The organism is Limnohabitans sp. T6-5 (assembly GCF_003063315.1).
GTDB lineage: Bacteria > Pseudomonadota > Gammaproteobacteria > Burkholderiales > Burkholderiaceae_C > Limnohabitans_A.
In genome coordinates, this window is sequence record NZ_NERV01000001.1 from 382652 (window position 1) to 399648 (window position 16997).

The window sequence follows — 16997 nt, forward strand, 5'->3', positions numbered from 1 at the left end:
CAAGGCGGAAATTCGCAGGACGATGGTCGCAGCTCGTAGGTCGGTGGTCGCAGACCCCGACATGTGCTTGTTGAACTACCAGGTCTGCATGGGCGAATTCGGTCTGCGAGCCATATGTCGGACTCTTCGAGTGCCGACCTACTTAACCACTGTGACCGATCCCAAGGCCGTTTGACTTGCGTCAAACGGCCTTGGGCTTTTGCGCCCACCATGGCAGGATGACTGCCACCATCACCTTTCTGGGCGGAGCTGACACCGTCACAGGCTCCAAATACCTGATCGAGCACAACCAAAAGCGGCTGTTGGTCGATTGCGGCTTGTTTCAGGGTTACAAACAACTGCGCTTGCGCAACTGGAGCCCCCTGCCTGCCAACCCGGCGCACATTGATGCGGTGGTGTTGACCCATGCGCACCTGGACCACAGCGGGTACTTGCCCTTGCTGGTGAAAAACGGATTCAGGGGCCGTGTGCATGCCACCTCGGCCACTTGCGATCTGGTCAGCATCTTGTTGCCTGACAGCGGGCACATCCAGGAAGAAGACGCATTTTTCGCCAACCGACACGGTTTTTCCAAACACGCCCCTGCCTTGCCGCTGTACACCCAACAAGAAGCCACTCACTGCCTCAAGCAATTGCACGCGGAACATCAGGGGGAATGGTTCGAGCCCATTCGCGGCTGGAAGGCACGCTTTCAGCCGGCAGGACACATTCTGGGCGCAGCGAGTTTGCTGCTGGATGTGGCGGGGCGCCGCATCTTGTTTTCTGGCGATCTGGGCCGCACGGACGACCCCTTGATGAACCCGCCCGAGCCGCCACCCCAGGCGGACACGGTGCTGATCGAGTCGACCTACGGCGACCGCCAGCATCCCAAAGAGAAACTGTTTGAAGAGCTGGGACCCCTGCTGCACAAATTGGCAGCGCGCGGTGGTGTGTCTGTGGTGCCAGTGTTCGCGGTGGGGCGGGCACAGGCGGTGCTGCACACGATCGCGCAACTCAAGGCGGCGGGAGAAATTCCACACGGTTTACCGATTTTTCTGGACAGCCCCATGGCCATCCACACCACCGCCCTGTTTGGACGCCATCCCGGCGAGCACCGCCTGAGCGTGCAGGAAGTGCGCAATATGGACCATGTGGCCACCATGCTGGAGACACCCGAGCAGTCCAAATCACTGGCCAAGCGACATGGTCCCATGGTGATTTTGGCGGCCAGTAGCATGGCCACCGGTGGGCGCGTGCTGCACCATCTGGCGCAATATGCGGGCGACCACCGCAACATGATCATCCTGACGGGCTATCAGGCTCCAGGCACGCGTGGCGCATGGCTGGCCAGTGGCAGCAAGACCATCCGCATCCATGCCCAAGATGTGGCGGTGCGCGCCGAGGTGGTGCAAATCGAGTCGGCATCTGCCCATGCAGACGCCAACCAATTGCTGAGCTGGCTGCACAAGATACCCAGCGCCCCCGGGCAGGTGTTTGTGGTGCACGGCGAACGCGAGGCCTCGGACATGCTGCGTCAGCGCATTGAGCACGAGATCAAATGGCGCGCATTGGTGCCTGAACAAGGCTCGGTCTGGCCTTTGTAGCTGCACGGGGTTTGTCTGAATTCTGGGAGATGGGCGGCTTCTGCCCCGACATGGGCCTGAGCAAAACCAACAGCGTCGGACTCTGCGAGTGCCGACCTACGGGAAGGCCATTTATAGGTCGGTGGCTTCAGCCCCGACATGGGCCTGCGCATCAACCAACAACGTCGGACTCTGCGAGTGCCGACCTACGGGAAGGACTGTTGTAGGTCGGTGGCTTCAGCCCCGACATGGGCCTGAGCAAAACCAACAACGACGGATTCTGCGAGTGCCGACCTACAAAAAGCGGTCCAGCAGCTTGCGCGAGTGTTTGTCCATGGCTGCGAGATCGCGGATCATGTATTGCACGCCATCGGCGTCGTTGATCAGCAGCACCGTGCCCGTCAGGCGTCGAATGTCTTCTTCGCCCTTGAGCAGGAACTGGCTCACCCCCCGGTCGGTCATCACCGTCCAGGTGCTGGGCGTGGCAAAGCTGCTGACACCCTCCAGACGCAGGATTTCGGGCAGAAATTCGCGTTCATTGAGTGCCTGCAAGACGGTGGTGCGCAGGGCAGCATCGAGCTTGGCCATGTCGGCTATCCAGAGCAGTTCATGCCCTTCGGCATCCATCAGGGCAATGCCCTGCTCGGGTGAGGTCACGGGGTAAGCCCGCAGCGCGGTCACCGGCGCGTGGCGGGTCCCGTCGTCCATTAGCAGTGTCCAACGGCCAAAAGCATCGCATTGCAAATCAAACGGGGTCATGCGCTCACCTTTTGTTCTTCTGTGCTGCCACTCAACACCGCTTCGGCTTCGGCCTGGCGCTGCTGCGCTTCATAAAGGCGCCAATACGCACCCTGCGCTTCGATCAGTTGGTCGTGCGAGCCCTCTTCCACCACCACGCCTTTGTCCATGACCACCAGGCGGTCGGCCTTGCGCAAGGTGGACAGGCGGTGCGCGATGGCGATGGTGGTGCGACCACGCACCAGGTTGTCCAGGGCACGCTGGATTTCTTTTTCGGTCTCGGTGTCCACCGCCGAAGTGGCCTCGTCCAGAATCAAAATGCGCGGGTTGATCAGCAGGGCACGCGCAATCGAGATGCGTTGGCGCTCTCCACCCGACAGGCCCTGCCCCCGCTCACCCACCAAAGAGTCATAACCCTGCGGCATGCGCAAGATGAATTCGTGGGCATGGGCTGCGCGGGCAGCGGTCACGATGTCTTCGCGGGTCGCCCCAGGCTTGCCGTAGGCAATGTTGTCAGCGATCGTGCCGAAGAACAAGAAAGGCTCTTGCAAGACCAGACCAATCTGGCTGCGGTAGTCGGCGATTTTGAGTTGGCGGATGTCGGTGCCATCGAGCTCAATCGCGCCTTCGGTCAGGTCATAAAAGCGACAGATCAGGTTGACCAGCGTGCTCTTGCCTGAGCCGCTGTGCCCCACCAGACCAATCATCTGACCGGGTTGGATGTCGAGGTTGAGCTGGCGGATGACGGCGCGGTTGCCGTAGCGGAAACCGGCATCGCGCACCGTGATGCGTCCTTGAACCTGTGGCAGCGGCAATGGGTTCATGGGCTCGGGCACGCTGGAGACGTGGTCCAGGATGTCAAAAATGCGCTTGGCGCCCGAGGCGGCTTTTTGGGTGTGCGAGACGATGCGGCTCATCGTGTCCAAACGGCCATAAAAGCGGCCGATGTAGGCCAGGAATGCGGTCAGCACACCCACCGTGATCTTGTCGTCCGACACCAGCCAGATGCCAAAGCCCCAGACCACCAGCAAACCCACTTCGGTCATGAGGGTGACCGTGGGCGAGAACAAGGCCCAGACGCGGTTGAGTCGGTCATTGACCATCAGGTTGTGGCGGTTGGCGTCTTTGAACCGCGTGGCTTCGCGGTCTTCCTGGGCAAATGCCTTGACCACGCGGATGCCGGGGATGGTGTCGGCCAGCACATTGGTCACTTCGGCCCAAACGCGGTCGATTTTTTCAAAACCGGTGCGCAAACGCTCGCGCACCACATGGATCAACCAGCCGATGAAGGGCAAGGGCAACAAGGTCACCATGGCCAAGGTGGGGTTGATGGTGAACAGGATGACTGCCGTCATCAGGATCATCAGCACGTCGGTGGCGAAGTCCAGCAGGTGCAGGGACAAGAACACGTTGATGCGGTCGGTCTCGTTGCCGATGCGAGCGATCAGGTCACCGGTGCGGCGATCGCCGAAATACTCCAACGACAACTTGAGCAAATGCTCGTAGGTGCTGGTGCGCAAGTCTGCACCAATCCGCTCAGACACCAGCGCCAGGATGTAGGTCTTGGCCCAGCCCAAACCCCAGGCCAACAAAGCGGCGCCAAGCAAGCCCAGCAAATACATGGACACCAGTCCCGGATCAATCGCCTTGCCGTTTTGATAGGGAATCAGGATGTCGTCCATCAAGGGCATCGTCAGGTAGGGGGGTACCAAGGTCGCGGCCGTGGCCGCCAAGGTCAGCACAAAACCTGCCAGCAAAGAGCCCTGGTAGGGCTTGGCAAAGCGCCACAGCTTGAACAAAGTCCACGTCGAAGGGGGAGTGAGGTCCTCACGGCCACATTGCGGACATTCGTCCTCATCGTCACGCATGGGGCTTTGGCAAACCGGGCAAAGCGAGCGTGTCAACACCGTTTGCAGCGGGCGCCCCTGCGAAACGCTGCCCAAGTTCGCCAACTGGCTTTCAAATTGCACGACCCATCGGGCCACTGCCGCTTGCAGACCCAAAGTGAATCGCCAGACCGCCAAGCGGCCTTGTGGAGACGACAGCTCCAATGTGCCCACCCCCGCGTGATCGCTCAATTTGAGGGACAAATCGGGCTGCAAAGCCCAGCTGCGCCAACTTTTTTCAGGGCCGTCAGGTGATAAAACCCGCCGATCGGTCAAAATAATGACATTTTTAGCGAACTGTAGTTGACCATTGAGGTCAACCTCCAAGCAAGCTAACGCGTTTTCATCAGAATGAAGGTGCGCTGAAACCTCGGTTTGCCATGCGTCTGGAACCACTTGACGCAGCAAAACAGAGGAAGGTGTTGAGATCATGAAGATTGAACCGCAAGTAGCCCGACCTGCCATTTGGCCAGCCGAGACAGAAAAACAACCATTGATGTGGCCAACGACTGCAACAACACTGCCCATGTATCTTTCGAACCCTGAGCTTCTTGCCAGCGCCACCATCGGCCGGTCATTGTATCGTTGCCCCTCCAAGCCATGAGCGCCAAAAACATCCAATTCCTGCGCCTGACCTATTTGCGCGGACCCAACATCTGGACTTACCGCTCGGTCATCGAAGCTCTGATCGACATTGGCGAGCTGGAAGACTTCCCCTCCAACCTGCTGCCGGGTTTCAATGACCGGCTCAAAGCCTGGTTGCCCCAAATGATCGAGCACCGCTGCACCCCTGGTGTGCGGGGCGGCTTCTTCCAGCGCCTGGACAACGGCACTTGGGCGGGCCACATTCTTGAACACGTCAGCCTGGAACTGCAAACCCGCGCGGGCATGCCCATGGGTTTTGGCAAAGCGCGCGAAGCCGGGCCTCGCGGCGTTTACAAAGTGGTGATCCGCACCGACCATGAAACCGTGGGACGCAACTCTCTGGAAATGGCCCGCGAACTGATTCTGGCGGCCATCCATGACACCCCCTACGACGTGCCTGGAGCGATTGCCAAGCTGACCGACATGGTGGACGCCCTGTATGTCGGCCCCAGCACGGCCAGCATTGTGGAGGCTGCTTACGAGCGCCGCGTGCCCTACATTCGACTGAACGCAGGCAATCTGGTGCAACTGGGCCATGGCGTGAACCAGCGCCGCATTTGGACGGCCGAGACCGACCGCACCAGCGCCATTGCCGAAGGCATCTCCAAAGACAAGGACCTGACCAAAAACCTGCTGGCCATGTGTGGCGTGCCGGTGCCCGAAGGCCAGGTGGTGGACAGCCCTGCGGCGGCCTGGGCAGCGGCGCAAGACATGGGTCTGCCTGTCTGCGTCAAACCCAGCGATGGCAACCGTGCCCGGGGCGTGTCGCTGGACCTGAACACCCAGGCCGACGTCGAAGCGGCCTACGCCATCGCGCTGGAGCAAGGCAGCGAAGTCATCGTGGAACGCTTCATTCGCGGCTCCGAACACCGCCTGCTGGTGGTCGGCGACCGCATGGTGGCCGCCAGCCAGGGCGAAACCGCCAGCATTCTGGGCGACGGTCAACACACTGTGCGCGAACTCGTGGCGCTGCAAATCAATGCCGACCCGCGCCGAGGCAGCGACGGCAACCTGCCTCTCGAATTGGTCAAGCTGCGTGAAAACAGCCCCGAAGTGCTCGAACTGGCCCGCCAGGGCCTGACCCCCGACAGCGTGCCTGAAGCTGGCCGTGAAGTCCTGGTCAAGCGCACCGGCAACATGACCACCGACATCACCGATGTGGTGCACCCCGACGTGGCCGCGCAGGCCGTGCTGGCCGCCCGCATGGTGGGCCTGGACATTGCGGGAGTGGACGTCGTGACCCCGGACATCCGCCAACCCCTGGGCACCCAGGGCGTGGTGGTGGAAGTCAATGCCGGCCCCAGCCTGCTGATGCACCTGAACCCTGCCGTGGGCCAGCCCCGGCCTGTGGGCCAGGCCATTGCCGAGCACCTGATCCCCGCCCGTGAAACCGGTCGCATCCCGGTGATTGGCCTGATGGGCGATGGTGACACCACCCGCAGTGCCAAGCTGATTGCCTGGCTTTTGCATCTTCAGGGCCTGTACACCGGTCTGGCCTGCGCCGATGGCCTGTTCATGAAACAGCGTTGCCTGCAAACCCGCAATGCCATGGACTTCGATCAGGCGGAGCGGCTGCTGATCAACCGCTCGGTCGAGGCAGCGGTCTTTGAAAGCGACGCCCGCCACCTGCTGACCCAGGGTCTGCCCTATGACCGTTGCCAGGTCGGCATCGTCACCCGCATGCCCAAAGCCGCGCCACTGGAAGACCTGTATCCCGGCCCCGATGAGAAGATGGCCAGCTACATCCGCACCCAGATTGATCTGGTGTTGCCCCACGGTTATGCCGTGCTCCATGCCGCCGATGAAGCTGTGGCCGATCTGGCGCAGTACAGCGATGGCGGGGTCATCTTTTATGCGCAGGAAGAAGCCGAGCCCCGCCTGAACGCACACCGCATTGAAGGTGGCCGAGTGGGCTTTTGGCGCGAGGGTCAGCTGATCCTGGCAGAAGGCAGCAAAGAACAATCGGTGCTGTCCATCCAACGCCCCGCTGTGTCGCGTTTGCTGAAAACCGAAACACTGACTCAAACCGACATGCTGATTGCCGCTTGCGCCGCCTGGGCGCTGGACCTGAGCCCGGATTTGATCCGCGCTGGCGTCAAGAGTTACGGTCAAACCACCTCCGTCTGAAGCGGCCCCAGAAGAACAACAGGAACCCATATTCATGGAAGTGTCCAGAATTCGCGCTTTGCGCGGCCCCAATTTGTGGAGCCGCCACACCGCCATTGAAGCCATCATCACCTGCCCGCCCAACGAGCAAGGCTTGAACGCCCGGCATCCGATCGAGCAGCAACTGCGGCGCATCTTCCCGGAAGTCGGCCCTTTTGACGGCCAACGACCTGGCCAGCAAGTGGCCATGGCGCATGCCCTCGAAAAAGTGACGCTGGGGTTGCAAATTCAGGCCGGATGTCCCGTCTCATTCAGCCGCACCACCCCCACCCAGGAGTCCGGGGTGTACCAGGTGGTCGTGGAATACTCCGAGGAATCCGTCGGGCGCCTCGCGCTGGAGCTGGCGGAAAAACTCTGCCATGCCGCCATCGCAGGCGTGGGCTTCGACCTGGAAGCGGCGCTGGCTCAACTGCACGAGCTCGATGAAGACGTGCGCCTGGGCCCATCGACCGGCGCCATCGTGGACGAAGCCATGGCACGGGGCATCCCCATCCGCCGCCTGACCGACGGCAGTCTGGTGCAGTTTGGCTGGGGGGCCAAGCAGCGCCGCATCCAGGCCGCAGAAATCGACTCCACCAGTGCGATTGCAGAATCCATCGCGCAGGACAAAGACTTGACCAAAAGCCTGCTGCATGCCGCAGGTGTGCCCGTGCCCATGGGGCGCCCTGCCGCCACCCTGGATGAAGCCTGGGAAGTGGCCCTGGAAGTGGGGCTGCCCGTGGTGGTCAAGCCGCAAGACGGCAACCAGGGCAAGGGTGTCTCGGTCAACATCAGCGACCGCACGGCCTTTGACAACGCCTATGCCACCGCCGTGCGCTATGGCGTGGTGATGGTCGAAAAATTTCTGCCCGGTCACGACTACCGCCTGCTGGTGGTAGGCAACAAACTGGTGGCGGCATCGCGCCGTGAGCCCCCTCTGGTGGTAGGCGATGGCAAGCACACCGTGCGCCAGCTCGTGGACCTGGTCAACGCCGACCCGCGTCGGGGTTCGGGCCACTCCACATCGTTGACCAAAATCCGCTTTGACGACATCGCCATTGGCCGCCTGCGCGAGCAGGATCTGGAGCCCGAATCGGTGCCCGAAAAAGGCCGCCGCGTGATCCTGCGCAACAACGCCAACCTGTCAACCGGCGGCTCAGCCACCGATGTCACTGATGACGTGCACCCCGAAGTGGCTGCTCGCGTGATCGAAGCGGCCCAGATGGTGGGCCTGGACATTTGCGGGGTCGACGTGGTGTGTGAATCGGTGATGCGCCCGCTCGAAGAACAAAACGGCGGAATCGTCGAAGTCAACGCCGCGCCTGGCCTGCGCATGCACATCAGCCCGTCTTACGGCAAAGGCCGCGATGTGGGCAAGGCTGTCATCGACCACATGTACCCTCATGGCGACACCGGCCGCGTGCCCGTGATTGCCGTGACCGGCACCAATGGTAAAACCACCACCGTGCGCCTGACTGCCCACCTGCTCAAGGCCCAGGGCCTGCGCGTGGGCATGACCAACACCGATGGCGTTTATGTCAACGGTCGCCAGACCGATTCGGGCGACTGCAGCGGCCCGCGCAGCGCCCGCAACGTGCTGATGCACCCCGAAGTGGACGCTGCCGTGTTTGAAACCGCCCGTGGTGGCCTGCTGCGCGAAGGCCTGGCCTTTGACCGCTGCAAGGTCGCCATCGTCACCAACATGGGCGCTGGCGACCATTTGGGGCTGAACTACATCACCACGCTCGAAGACCTGTCGGTGCTCAAGCGCGTGATCGTGCTCAACGTCGAGCAAAGCGGCATGGCCGTGCTCAACGCAGCCGACCCGGCCGTGGTGTCCATGGCGCACCACTGCCCTGGCGATGTGACCTTCTTTGCGCTCGATGCCCACCAGCCTGTGCTCGCCGCCCACCGGGCGCAAGGCAAGCGCGTGGTCTTCACCGACGACGGTGCGATCGTGGCACAAAAGGGCAAGCAAATTTTCCGGATTCCGCTAGCCAATGTGCCCCTGACCCGCCAGGGCCAGATCGGTTTCCAGACTGAGAACGTGCTGGCTGCTGTGGCCGCCGCCTGGGCTGTGGACGTGACATGGGATGCCATCGCACAAGGCCTGTCGACCTTCATCAGCGACATTCAAGGCGTGCCTGGCCGCTTCAATGTGTTCGACCACCAAGGCGCCACATTGATTGCCGATTACGGCCACAACCCCGATGCCATCCAGGCGCTGGTGCAGGCGGTGGAGAACATGCCCGCTCGCAAACGTGTCGTGGTCATCAGCGGCGCCGGTGACCGCCGGGACCAGGACATTCGCGATCAAACCCGGATTCTGGGCCAGGCCTTTGACGAAGTGCTGCTTTATCAGGACGCCTGTCAACGTGGGCGCGCAGACGGTGAAGTCATCCAGCTGCTGCGTGAAGGCCTGAAAGGCGCCGAGCGCACCACCCATGTCGAAGACATCCAGGGCGAGTTCAACGCCATCGACATTGCACTGTCGCGCCTGAATGCGGGTGATTTGTGCCTGATTTTGATCGACCAGGTCGAAGAAGCACTGGCCTACATCACCGAAAAGGTCAAGGCCGCAGCCTGACTCTGGAGACGCTGCTCAGCCTGCCAGGCTGTTGAGCTTCATGGCCAGCGCCACGCTGGCCATGAACGCGGCCACCCCAAACAGCCAGCGCACAAGGCTGGGCTTGGGTTGCTCCACCCACTTGAACACCACCGCCCCTGCGCACAGCGACAAGCCCAAAGAGGCCAGCATGCCCAGCCCGTTGGGCCACAACTGGTCTGGCCAGAACTGCGTCACGAAGGCATTGACGGCCAGGCTGACGGCAAAGTGGATCACAAAAATCGAATACGACCTTTGCGAAATCCATTGCACCGCCTGGACACCGCGTGTGTGCAGGCTGGCCATTTCCATCCAGGATTGAGGGGCGCGGGCCAGCAAGGCGGCCACACACAAGGCCGTGGCCAAGCGCCAATGCGGGTCCAGCCACCAGGCCAGCACCCCCAAGCTCAGAACCAAAGCCCATGTTTTGCGGGAAAAACCAATCTCGCGACTCTTGTAGGCCAGCCAACCCAGACCATAACTGCCGCAAAAATACACGGCGTAATCGTCCAGACTTTCGTTGCCGCTCCACCACAACAAGGAACCGGCCGTCAGCAGCAGCCACAAACGCTGACGCCACACCACGGGTGCCGTGCCCGAGCTGCGCGCCGCCAGTTCTTGGGCCACAGCGAAAACCACCAAGGCCGTTGCATACAGCTGAAAATCCATCGCCACATACCAAACTCCTGCCGACAAGGCCTCCATGCTCAGCACATGCTGCAACAAAGCCACATGCGCCCAGGCTTGCCCCCAGCTGGGCAAGGCAGACAAAGAGGAGTGGTCAAATTGGGGGCGAATGATTTCAGATACCAGCACCGCGGCGCTCAGTGCTGCCAGCAAAGGCATCACCAGACGCAGATACCGGCGCCACAGCAAGGTCAGGCCCGCGCGCCAGCTCAGCGATTGAACTTTGGACAAACTCGCAGCCGTCAGGAAGCCCCCACACACCAGGAACATCTGTACCGCCAGACGCGCCCTGTCGTACAGCCACTCCATCAGCCCGGGGATGACTTGCATCATCACATCGGACATGGGGCCGTAAAAGGCCAGATGGTGCACCACGATGAGCACGCAGCCCACCGCCTTGAGGACATCCAGCAGCCAGGCCCGCCCCGAGGCACTCGGGGAGCCTGTTTTGACCGATGTATTGACTGTGGAACTCAAAGCGCCAGGCGGGCGCGAGCAGCCTGGTACTCGCGCTTGAATTGGGCCACACGCTCAGCGGTGCTGACCACCGAGGTGATGGAGCCAATGCCTTGACCGCAGCCCCAGATGTCTTTCCAGGCTTTTTTGGCATCGCCACCAAAGTTCATCTTGCTGGGGTCGGACTCAGGCAAATTTTCAGGGTCCAGACCGGCAGCACGGATGGACGGCGCCAGGTAGTTGCCATGCACACCGGTGAACAGGTTGCTGTAGACCACATCATCGGAATTGCAGTCCACCACGGCCTGTTTGTAGTCTTCGGCAGCACGGGCTTCGTGCGTGGCGATGAAGGCCGAACCGATGTAGGCGAAATCTGCCCCCATGGCTTGCGCGGCCAAAATGGCGTCGCCCGTGGCAATCGAGCCCGACAAGGCCACCGGGCCGTCGAACCATTGGCGAATTTCGTGAATCAGGGCAAAGGGGCTTTTCACGCCCGCATGGCCACCGGCACCCGCCGCCACAGCGATCAGGCCGTCCGCGCCCTTTTCGATGGCCTTGTGGGCAAACTTGTTGTTGATGATGTCGTGCAACACCACGCCGCCATAGCTGTGCGCGGCCTGGTTGATCTCTTCACGCGCACCCAGCGAGGTGATGATGATCGGCACCTTGTATTTCACGCACATGGCCATGTCATGGTCCAAGCGGTCGTTGCTCTTGTGCACGATCTGGTTGATCGCAAACGGCGCAGCAGGCTTGTCGGGGTTGGCTTGGTTGTAGGCGGCCAGGGTTTCGGTGATCTCGGCCAGCCAGTCTTCCAATTGCGCCGCAGGTCGGGCGTTCAAGGCGGGCATGGAGCCCACCACCCCGGCCTTGCATTGCTCGATCACCAGCTTGGGGTTGCTGATGATGAACAGGGGCGATGCGATGACAGGAAATGGCAGGTTCGCCAAAACGGGGGGCAACTTCGACATGGGGTCTCCTCAAATGATCCGCTGATTGTGAGAGAACAAACACTTCAGTAGGTGTCGACGGGGCGACAAGCATCGCATGGCGGTCAAGCTCTTGGGACATGAATCGCCAGCAGGGCTGGCTCCCACGTTGAAGAGCTTGATCGCCAGCAGGGCTGGCTACTACACGTTTTTTGTGGGAGCGAGCCCTGCTGACGAAAAAGCCGGGGCAGCTCAGAAATCCTGACTTGAAAGGACCCGTCATGCACTCGGCTAGAGCGCATGACCCGTCTCGATGGTCAGAAAGCGTCCAGCGCCAATTCGGTCACGCTGCCTGCACCTTCGACAATGCTGTCGCGGATGCCGGGCACCTTGGACAGGATGTGGTCAGCGTAGAAACGCGCTGTCGTGACCTTGCTGGCCATGAAAGCGGCGTCTTGTGCTTGTGCCTCGGGTGACAAGGCCACCAGCAAAGCGCGGCCCATCTGCCAGCCCGCCATCAGGTTGCCGGTGAGCATGAGGTAAGGCACGCTGCCTGCAAACACGTCGTTGGGCTTGGCCTTGGTGTTGCCTGCCACGAAGTTGACCACGTCCACAAAGGCTTCGCGGGCGGCCTTGAGACGCTTGGCCATGGCCTGCGCGTCGGCGTTGCCAGAGGCCACCAGTTGCGCCTCGGTTTGGGCCACTTGATCGGCCAGGGCTTTGGCGGTTTGGCCACCGTCGCGCGAGGTCTTGCGACCGACCAGGTCGTTGGCCTGGATGGCGGTGGTGCCTTCGTAAATGGTCAGGATCTTGGCGTCGCGGTAGTACTGGGCGCAGCCGGTTTCTTCGATGAAGCCCATGCCGCCGTGCACCTGCACGCCCAGGCTGGTGACTTCCAGGCTCATCTCGGTGCTGTAGCCCTTGACCAGCGGCACCATGAATTCATAGAAGGACTGATTTTGCTTGCGCACTTCGGCGTCGGGGTGGTGGTGCGCCGCGTCATAGGCGGCTGCAGCGACTGCGGCCAGCGAGCGGCAGCCTTCGGTGTAGGCGCGCATGGTCATGAGCATGCGGCGCACATCGGGGTGGTGAATGATGGGGCCAGCGCCAGGCAAGCTGCCGTCGACGGGGCGGCTTTGCACGCGGTCACGGGCGTATTGCACGGCCTTTTGGTAGGCGCGCTCGGCAATCGCGATGCCCTGCACACCCACGGCATAGCGGGCGGCGTTCATCATGATGAACATGTATTCGAGGCCCCGGTTTTCTTGACCCACCAGGAAACCCACGCCACCGCCGTGGTCGCCAAACTGCAGCACGGCTGTGGGGCTGGCCTTGATGCCCATCTTGTGCTCGATGCTCACGCAATGCACGTCGTTGCGCTCGCCCAAAGACCCATCGGCCTTGACCATGAATTTGGGGACAACGAACAGGCTGATGCCCTTGACGCCTTCGGGCGCGCCCTGCACTCGCGCCAACACGAGGTGCACGATGTTCTCGGCCATGTCGTGCTCACCGTAGGTGATGTAGATCTTGGTGCCAAAGATTTTGTAGGTGCCATCGGGCTGCGGCTCGGCGCGGGTGCGCACGGCGGCCAAGTCCGAGCCCGCTTGCGGCTCGGTCAGGTTCATGGTGCCGGTCCATTCGCCGGAGATCAGTTTTTCGAGGTACTTGGCCTTCATGTCGTCCGAGCCGGCCGTGAGCAGCGCCTCGATGGCGCCATCGGTCAACATGGGGCACAGGGCAAAGCTCATGTTGGCCGAGTTGAGCATTTCGCCGCAAGCCGCACCAATGGTCTTGGGCAGGCCTTGACCACCGAACTCGGCCGGGTGCTGCAGGCTTTGCCAGCCGCCTTGGGTGAACTGCTTGTAGGCCTCCTTGAAGCCGGGCGTGGTCGTGACCTGGTTGCCGCTGTGGTGAAAAGACGGGTTCTTGTCCCCTTCCCAGTTCAGCGGCGCGATGACTTCCGTGTTGAGCTTGCCGCACTCCTCCAGCACCGCTTGCGCGGTTTCCAGACCGGCGTCTTCAAAGCCGGGAATCTGCGCGATTTGGTCGATGCGGGCCAGGTGCTCAATGTTGAACAGCATGTCCTTGAGGGGGGCGGTATAGCTCATGAAAGTCTCCGGTAAGTCTGGGTTTGGGTACAAAAAAGACCTCTCTCGGAGGCCTTTTTTGCGGTCGTCAAATGATCACAGTGCGTTGGTCAATTCAGGCACAGCGGCAAACAGGTCGGCTTCGAGGCCAAAGTCAGCCACGCTGAAGATCGGGGCTTCAGGGTCCTTGTTGATCGCCACGATCACTTTGGAGTCCTTCATGCCCGCCAAGTGCTGGATCGCACCCGAGATGCCGCAAGCGACATACAGCTGAGGCGCGACGATCTTGCCGGTCTGGCCCACTTGCAGGTCGTTGGCGGCGTAGCCTGCATCGACAGCGGCGCGGCTGGCACCGATCGCTGCGCCCAGCTTGTCGGCCAGGGGCGTCATCACTTCGTTGAACTTCTCGGCGCTGCCCAAAGCGCGGCCACCGGACACGATGATCTTGGCGGCTGTCAGTTCTGGGCGGTCGTTCTTGGCGATCTCGCTGCCCTTGAAGACGCTCTTGCCACTGTCGGCTTGGGCTGTGGCGCTTTCAACGGCTGCGGAGCCACCCGTTGCGGCTGCGGCGTCAAAGCCGGTTGTGCGCACAGTGATGACCTTGGTCGCGTCGGTGGACTGCACCGTGGCAATGGCGTTGCCAGCGTAGATCGGGCGCTCGAAGGTGTCGGCGCTGTCGACTTTGGTGATGTCGCTGATCTGCGCCACGTCCAGCTTGGCCGCCACGCGGGGGGCCACGTTCTTGCCACCCGCGGTGGCTGGGAACAGGATGTGGCTGTAGTTGCCAGCAATCGCCAAAACTTGGGCTGCGACGTTCTCGGCCAGGCCATGGGCCAAGGCTTCGCTGTCGGCGTGGATCACTTTGGCAACGCCAGCGATTTGGGCAGCGGCAGCGGCTGCAGCGCCTGCGTTGAGGCCAGCGACCAGCACATGCACATCACCACCGCAAGCGGCAGCGGCTGTCACGGTATTCAAGGTTGCGCCTTTGATGGAGGCGTTGTCGTGTTCTGCAATGACGAGAGAAGTCATGATGGTTGAGCGTTAAGTGTTGAGGGTTGGGCTTTAAGGGCTGGGCTTTAAGGGTTGGGCGTTGAGGGTTGAGGGTTAAGCGTTATGAATTTCACGCTGAACACACAACGCCAAACCCTGAACCTCAAATGACTTTGGCCACGTTCTTGAGCTTGTCCACCAAGGTGGCAACATCGGGCACCTTGATGCCGGCGCTGCGCTTGGCAGGCTCCATCACCTTGAGGGTCTTGATGCGGGGGGCCGCATCGACGCCCAGGTCTTCCGGCTTGAAGGTGTCGAGTTGCTTTTTCTTGGCCTTCATGATGTTGGGCAGCGTCACATAGCGCGGCTCGTTCAGGCGCAAGTCGGTCGTCACCACCGCAGGCATGCTGATCGACAAGGTCTCCAGACCGCCGTCGATTTCGCGGGTCACTTGGGCCTTGCCGTCGACGATTTCGACCTTGGAGGCGAAAGTCGCTTGGGGCAAGTCGGCCAAAGCGGCCAGCATCTGACCTGTCTGGTTGCAGTCATCGTCAATCGCTTGCTTGCCCAAAATGATCAAACCGGGTTGTTCTTTGTCGACCAAGGCCTTGAGCAACTTGGCCACGGCCAAAGGTTGCAGATCCAGATCCGCAGGAGTCTCGACCAGAATGCCGCGATCAGCGCCAATGGCCATGGCGGTGCGCAGGGTCTCCTGGCACTGGGTCACGCCGCAAGACACCGCAATGACTTCGGTTGCAAAACCCTTTTCTTTCAGGCGCACGGCTTCTTCAACGGCAATCTCGTCAAAGGGGTTCATGCTCATCTTGACGTTGGCGATGTCTACGCCAGAACCGTCGGACTTAACGCGGACTTTGACGTTGTAGTCCACCACCCGTTTGACGGGAACGAGAATTTTCATGAAAGTATCTCCGTTTAGATTGATTTGAATGGAAGCCTAAAAACAATTGACGTTAACGTAAACGTCAATTGTGCATCAAATTGGCTGAGAATGCGGCAAATTCAACGAAAAAAAGCACGGTCGTTCGCATTTTACACATCGCCTCGCCGCGCATTTTCACATGCTACCCCCGGGAATTCACCGACCAATCGGTCGGCGAATACGGGTTAGCATGGAGTGCAGTCTGGTCGGAAACAGATTAGATTATGTTTTGTAACCAATTTGCGTGGAGTCCATCATGAAGAAACAACTGATTTCCTTGTCCTTTGCAGCCTTGGCCAGCGTGACTGGCACAACCCAAGCACAGACAGTACTGACCGTCTCCAGCTGGCTCCCGCCCACACACACCACCAGCATGGCACAAAAAGAATGGTGCGATCTGCTGGAAGCCAACACCAAAAACCGGATCAAATGCAACATCCTGCCCCGTGGCGTGACACCCGCACCGGGCACCTACGATGCCGTGAAGAACGGCTTGGCCGATTTGTCATTCACGGTTCACGGCTACACCCCGGGTCGCTTCATCACACCTCAGATGGCCGAACTGCCTTTCCTTGGCAACAGCTCGGAAACCATCTCAGTCGCTTTCAGCCGCATCAGCGGCAAGCACCCCGAATTCGCGGCCGAGCACCCCGGCGTCAAGGTCCTTAGCCTGTTCACACACGGCCCCGGCATCGTCTTTAACACCAAGCGCGCCATCACCAAGGTGGATGACCTCGCAGGCCTTAAGTTCCGAGTGGGCGGCGGCATGGTCAATGACATGTCCAAAGCACTGGGCATGAACGTCACACTCAAACCTGCACCCGATTCGTACGAGCTGCTGTCGAGCGGCGTGATGGATGGCACATTGTTCCCTGCGGAATCGACCGAATCTTTCAAGATCGACAAGATCATCAGGTACGCCACCACCTTCCCCGGTGGCCTGTACAACACCAGCTTCGTCTTCATGATGAACCAGGCCAAGTACGACAAGCTCTCGCCTGAAGACAAAAAAGCCGTGGACGACATCTCGGGTGAAACCGCTGCCCGTATTTTTGGCCGTGGCTGGGACAAAGTGGATCGCCGAGCCTTCGCACTGATGCAGGCCAACGGCGTGCAGGTTACCAAAGCCGACGCCAAGTTCGTGGCCGACGTCAAAGCCAAAACTGCCCCTCTGGAGCAAGTCTGGGTCAAGGCCGCCGAAGGTAAGGGCCTCAAGAACCCAGCCAAGGTGCTGGCCGACTTCCGCGCCGAAATCGCCAAACTGGAAAAGTGATTCCATCTCTGCCCGCAGGGGCATGAGGAATAATGGGCGGTCCCTGTCTGT

At 60.9% G+C, this 16997-nt stretch carries 11 protein-coding genes; 4 read left to right on the top strand and 7 right to left on the bottom strand.

The genetic code is table 11. The features are described 5' to 3' along the window. Window positions 1-218 precede the first annotated feature (218 nt). On the top strand, window positions 219-1583 hold the full coding sequence (locus B9Z51_RS01535; RefSeq protein ID WP_108372619.1) for an MBL fold metallo-hydrolase RNA specificity domain-containing protein: 1365 nt from the start codon (window positions 219-221) through the stop codon (window positions 1581-1583). Between the two features lie 273 nt (window positions 1584-1856). On the opposite strand, the gene B9Z51_RS01540 is transcribed toward B9Z51_RS01535, so the two are convergent. Together B9Z51_RS01540 and B9Z51_RS01545 are read right to left on the bottom strand one after the other, a co-directional pair. Further along, window positions 1857-2321, bottom strand: a complete 465-nt coding sequence (locus B9Z51_RS01540) for a DUF1854 domain-containing protein (protein ID WP_108371212.1) — start codon at window positions 2319-2321, stop codon at window positions 1857-1859. After that, the gene (locus B9Z51_RS01545; RefSeq protein ID WP_108371213.1) at window positions 2318-4618 is read right to left on the bottom strand and encodes an ABC transporter ATP-binding protein; all 2301 of its coding nucleotides are present in this window, start codon (window positions 4616-4618) and stop codon (window positions 2318-2320) included. Before B9Z51_RS01545 ends, B9Z51_RS01540 begins: the two co-directional genes overlap by 4 nt. 168 nt (window positions 4619-4786) lie before the next feature. Here B9Z51_RS01545 and cphA (B9Z51_RS01550) point away from each other — a divergent pair, with 168 nt between their 5' ends. Continuing rightward, entirely contained in the window at window positions 4787-6958 is a 2172-nt protein-coding gene (gene cphA / locus B9Z51_RS01550) for a cyanophycin synthetase (protein ID WP_108371214.1), read from the top strand. 34 nt (window positions 6959-6992) lie between these two features. Further along, complete coding sequence (gene cphA / locus B9Z51_RS01555) at window positions 6993-9563, top strand: cyanophycin synthetase (protein ID WP_108371215.1); 2571 nt, start codon at window positions 6993-6995, stop codon at window positions 9561-9563. Between the two features lie 15 nt (window positions 9564-9578). On the opposite strand, the gene B9Z51_RS01560 is transcribed toward cphA (B9Z51_RS01555), so the two are convergent. From B9Z51_RS01560 to B9Z51_RS01580, 5 genes are all read right to left on the bottom strand, one after another. Continuing rightward, complete coding sequence (locus B9Z51_RS01560) at window positions 9579-10745, bottom strand: acyltransferase (protein WP_233254786.1); 1167 nt, start codon at window positions 10743-10745, stop codon at window positions 9579-9581. After that, window positions 10742-11695 carry a nitronate monooxygenase family protein gene (locus B9Z51_RS01565; RefSeq protein ID WP_108371216.1) on the bottom strand — a complete coding sequence of 318 codons (954 nt, stop codon included), beginning with the start codon at window positions 11693-11695 and terminating at the stop codon, window positions 10742-10744. The genes B9Z51_RS01560 and B9Z51_RS01565 overlap by 4 nt, the downstream gene beginning before the upstream one ends. 275 nt (window positions 11696-11970) lie before the next feature. After that, window positions 11971-13764 (bottom strand): acyl-CoA dehydrogenase, encoded by a 1794-nt coding sequence (locus B9Z51_RS01570; protein WP_108371217.1) that lies wholly within the window; start codon window positions 13762-13764, stop codon window positions 11971-11973. A 75-nt stretch (window positions 13765-13839) separates the two neighbouring features. Then, complete coding sequence (locus B9Z51_RS01575) at window positions 13840-14772, bottom strand: electron transfer flavoprotein subunit alpha/FixB family protein (protein WP_108371218.1); 933 nt, start codon at window positions 14770-14772, stop codon at window positions 13840-13842. A 124-nt stretch (window positions 14773-14896) separates the two neighbouring features. After that, a complete protein-coding gene (locus tag B9Z51_RS01580; protein ID WP_108371219.1) occupies window positions 14897-15652 on the bottom strand; it encodes an electron transfer flavoprotein subunit beta/FixA family protein in 756 nt (251 codons plus the stop codon). A gap of 277 nt (window positions 15653-15929) precedes the next feature. Between B9Z51_RS01580 and B9Z51_RS01585 the strand changes: the two genes are divergently transcribed. After that, a complete protein-coding gene (locus B9Z51_RS01585; RefSeq protein WP_108371221.1) occupies window positions 15930-16946 on the top strand; it encodes a TRAP transporter substrate-binding protein in 1017 nt (338 codons plus the stop codon). The last annotated feature ends 51 nt before the right edge of the window (window positions 16947-16997 follow it).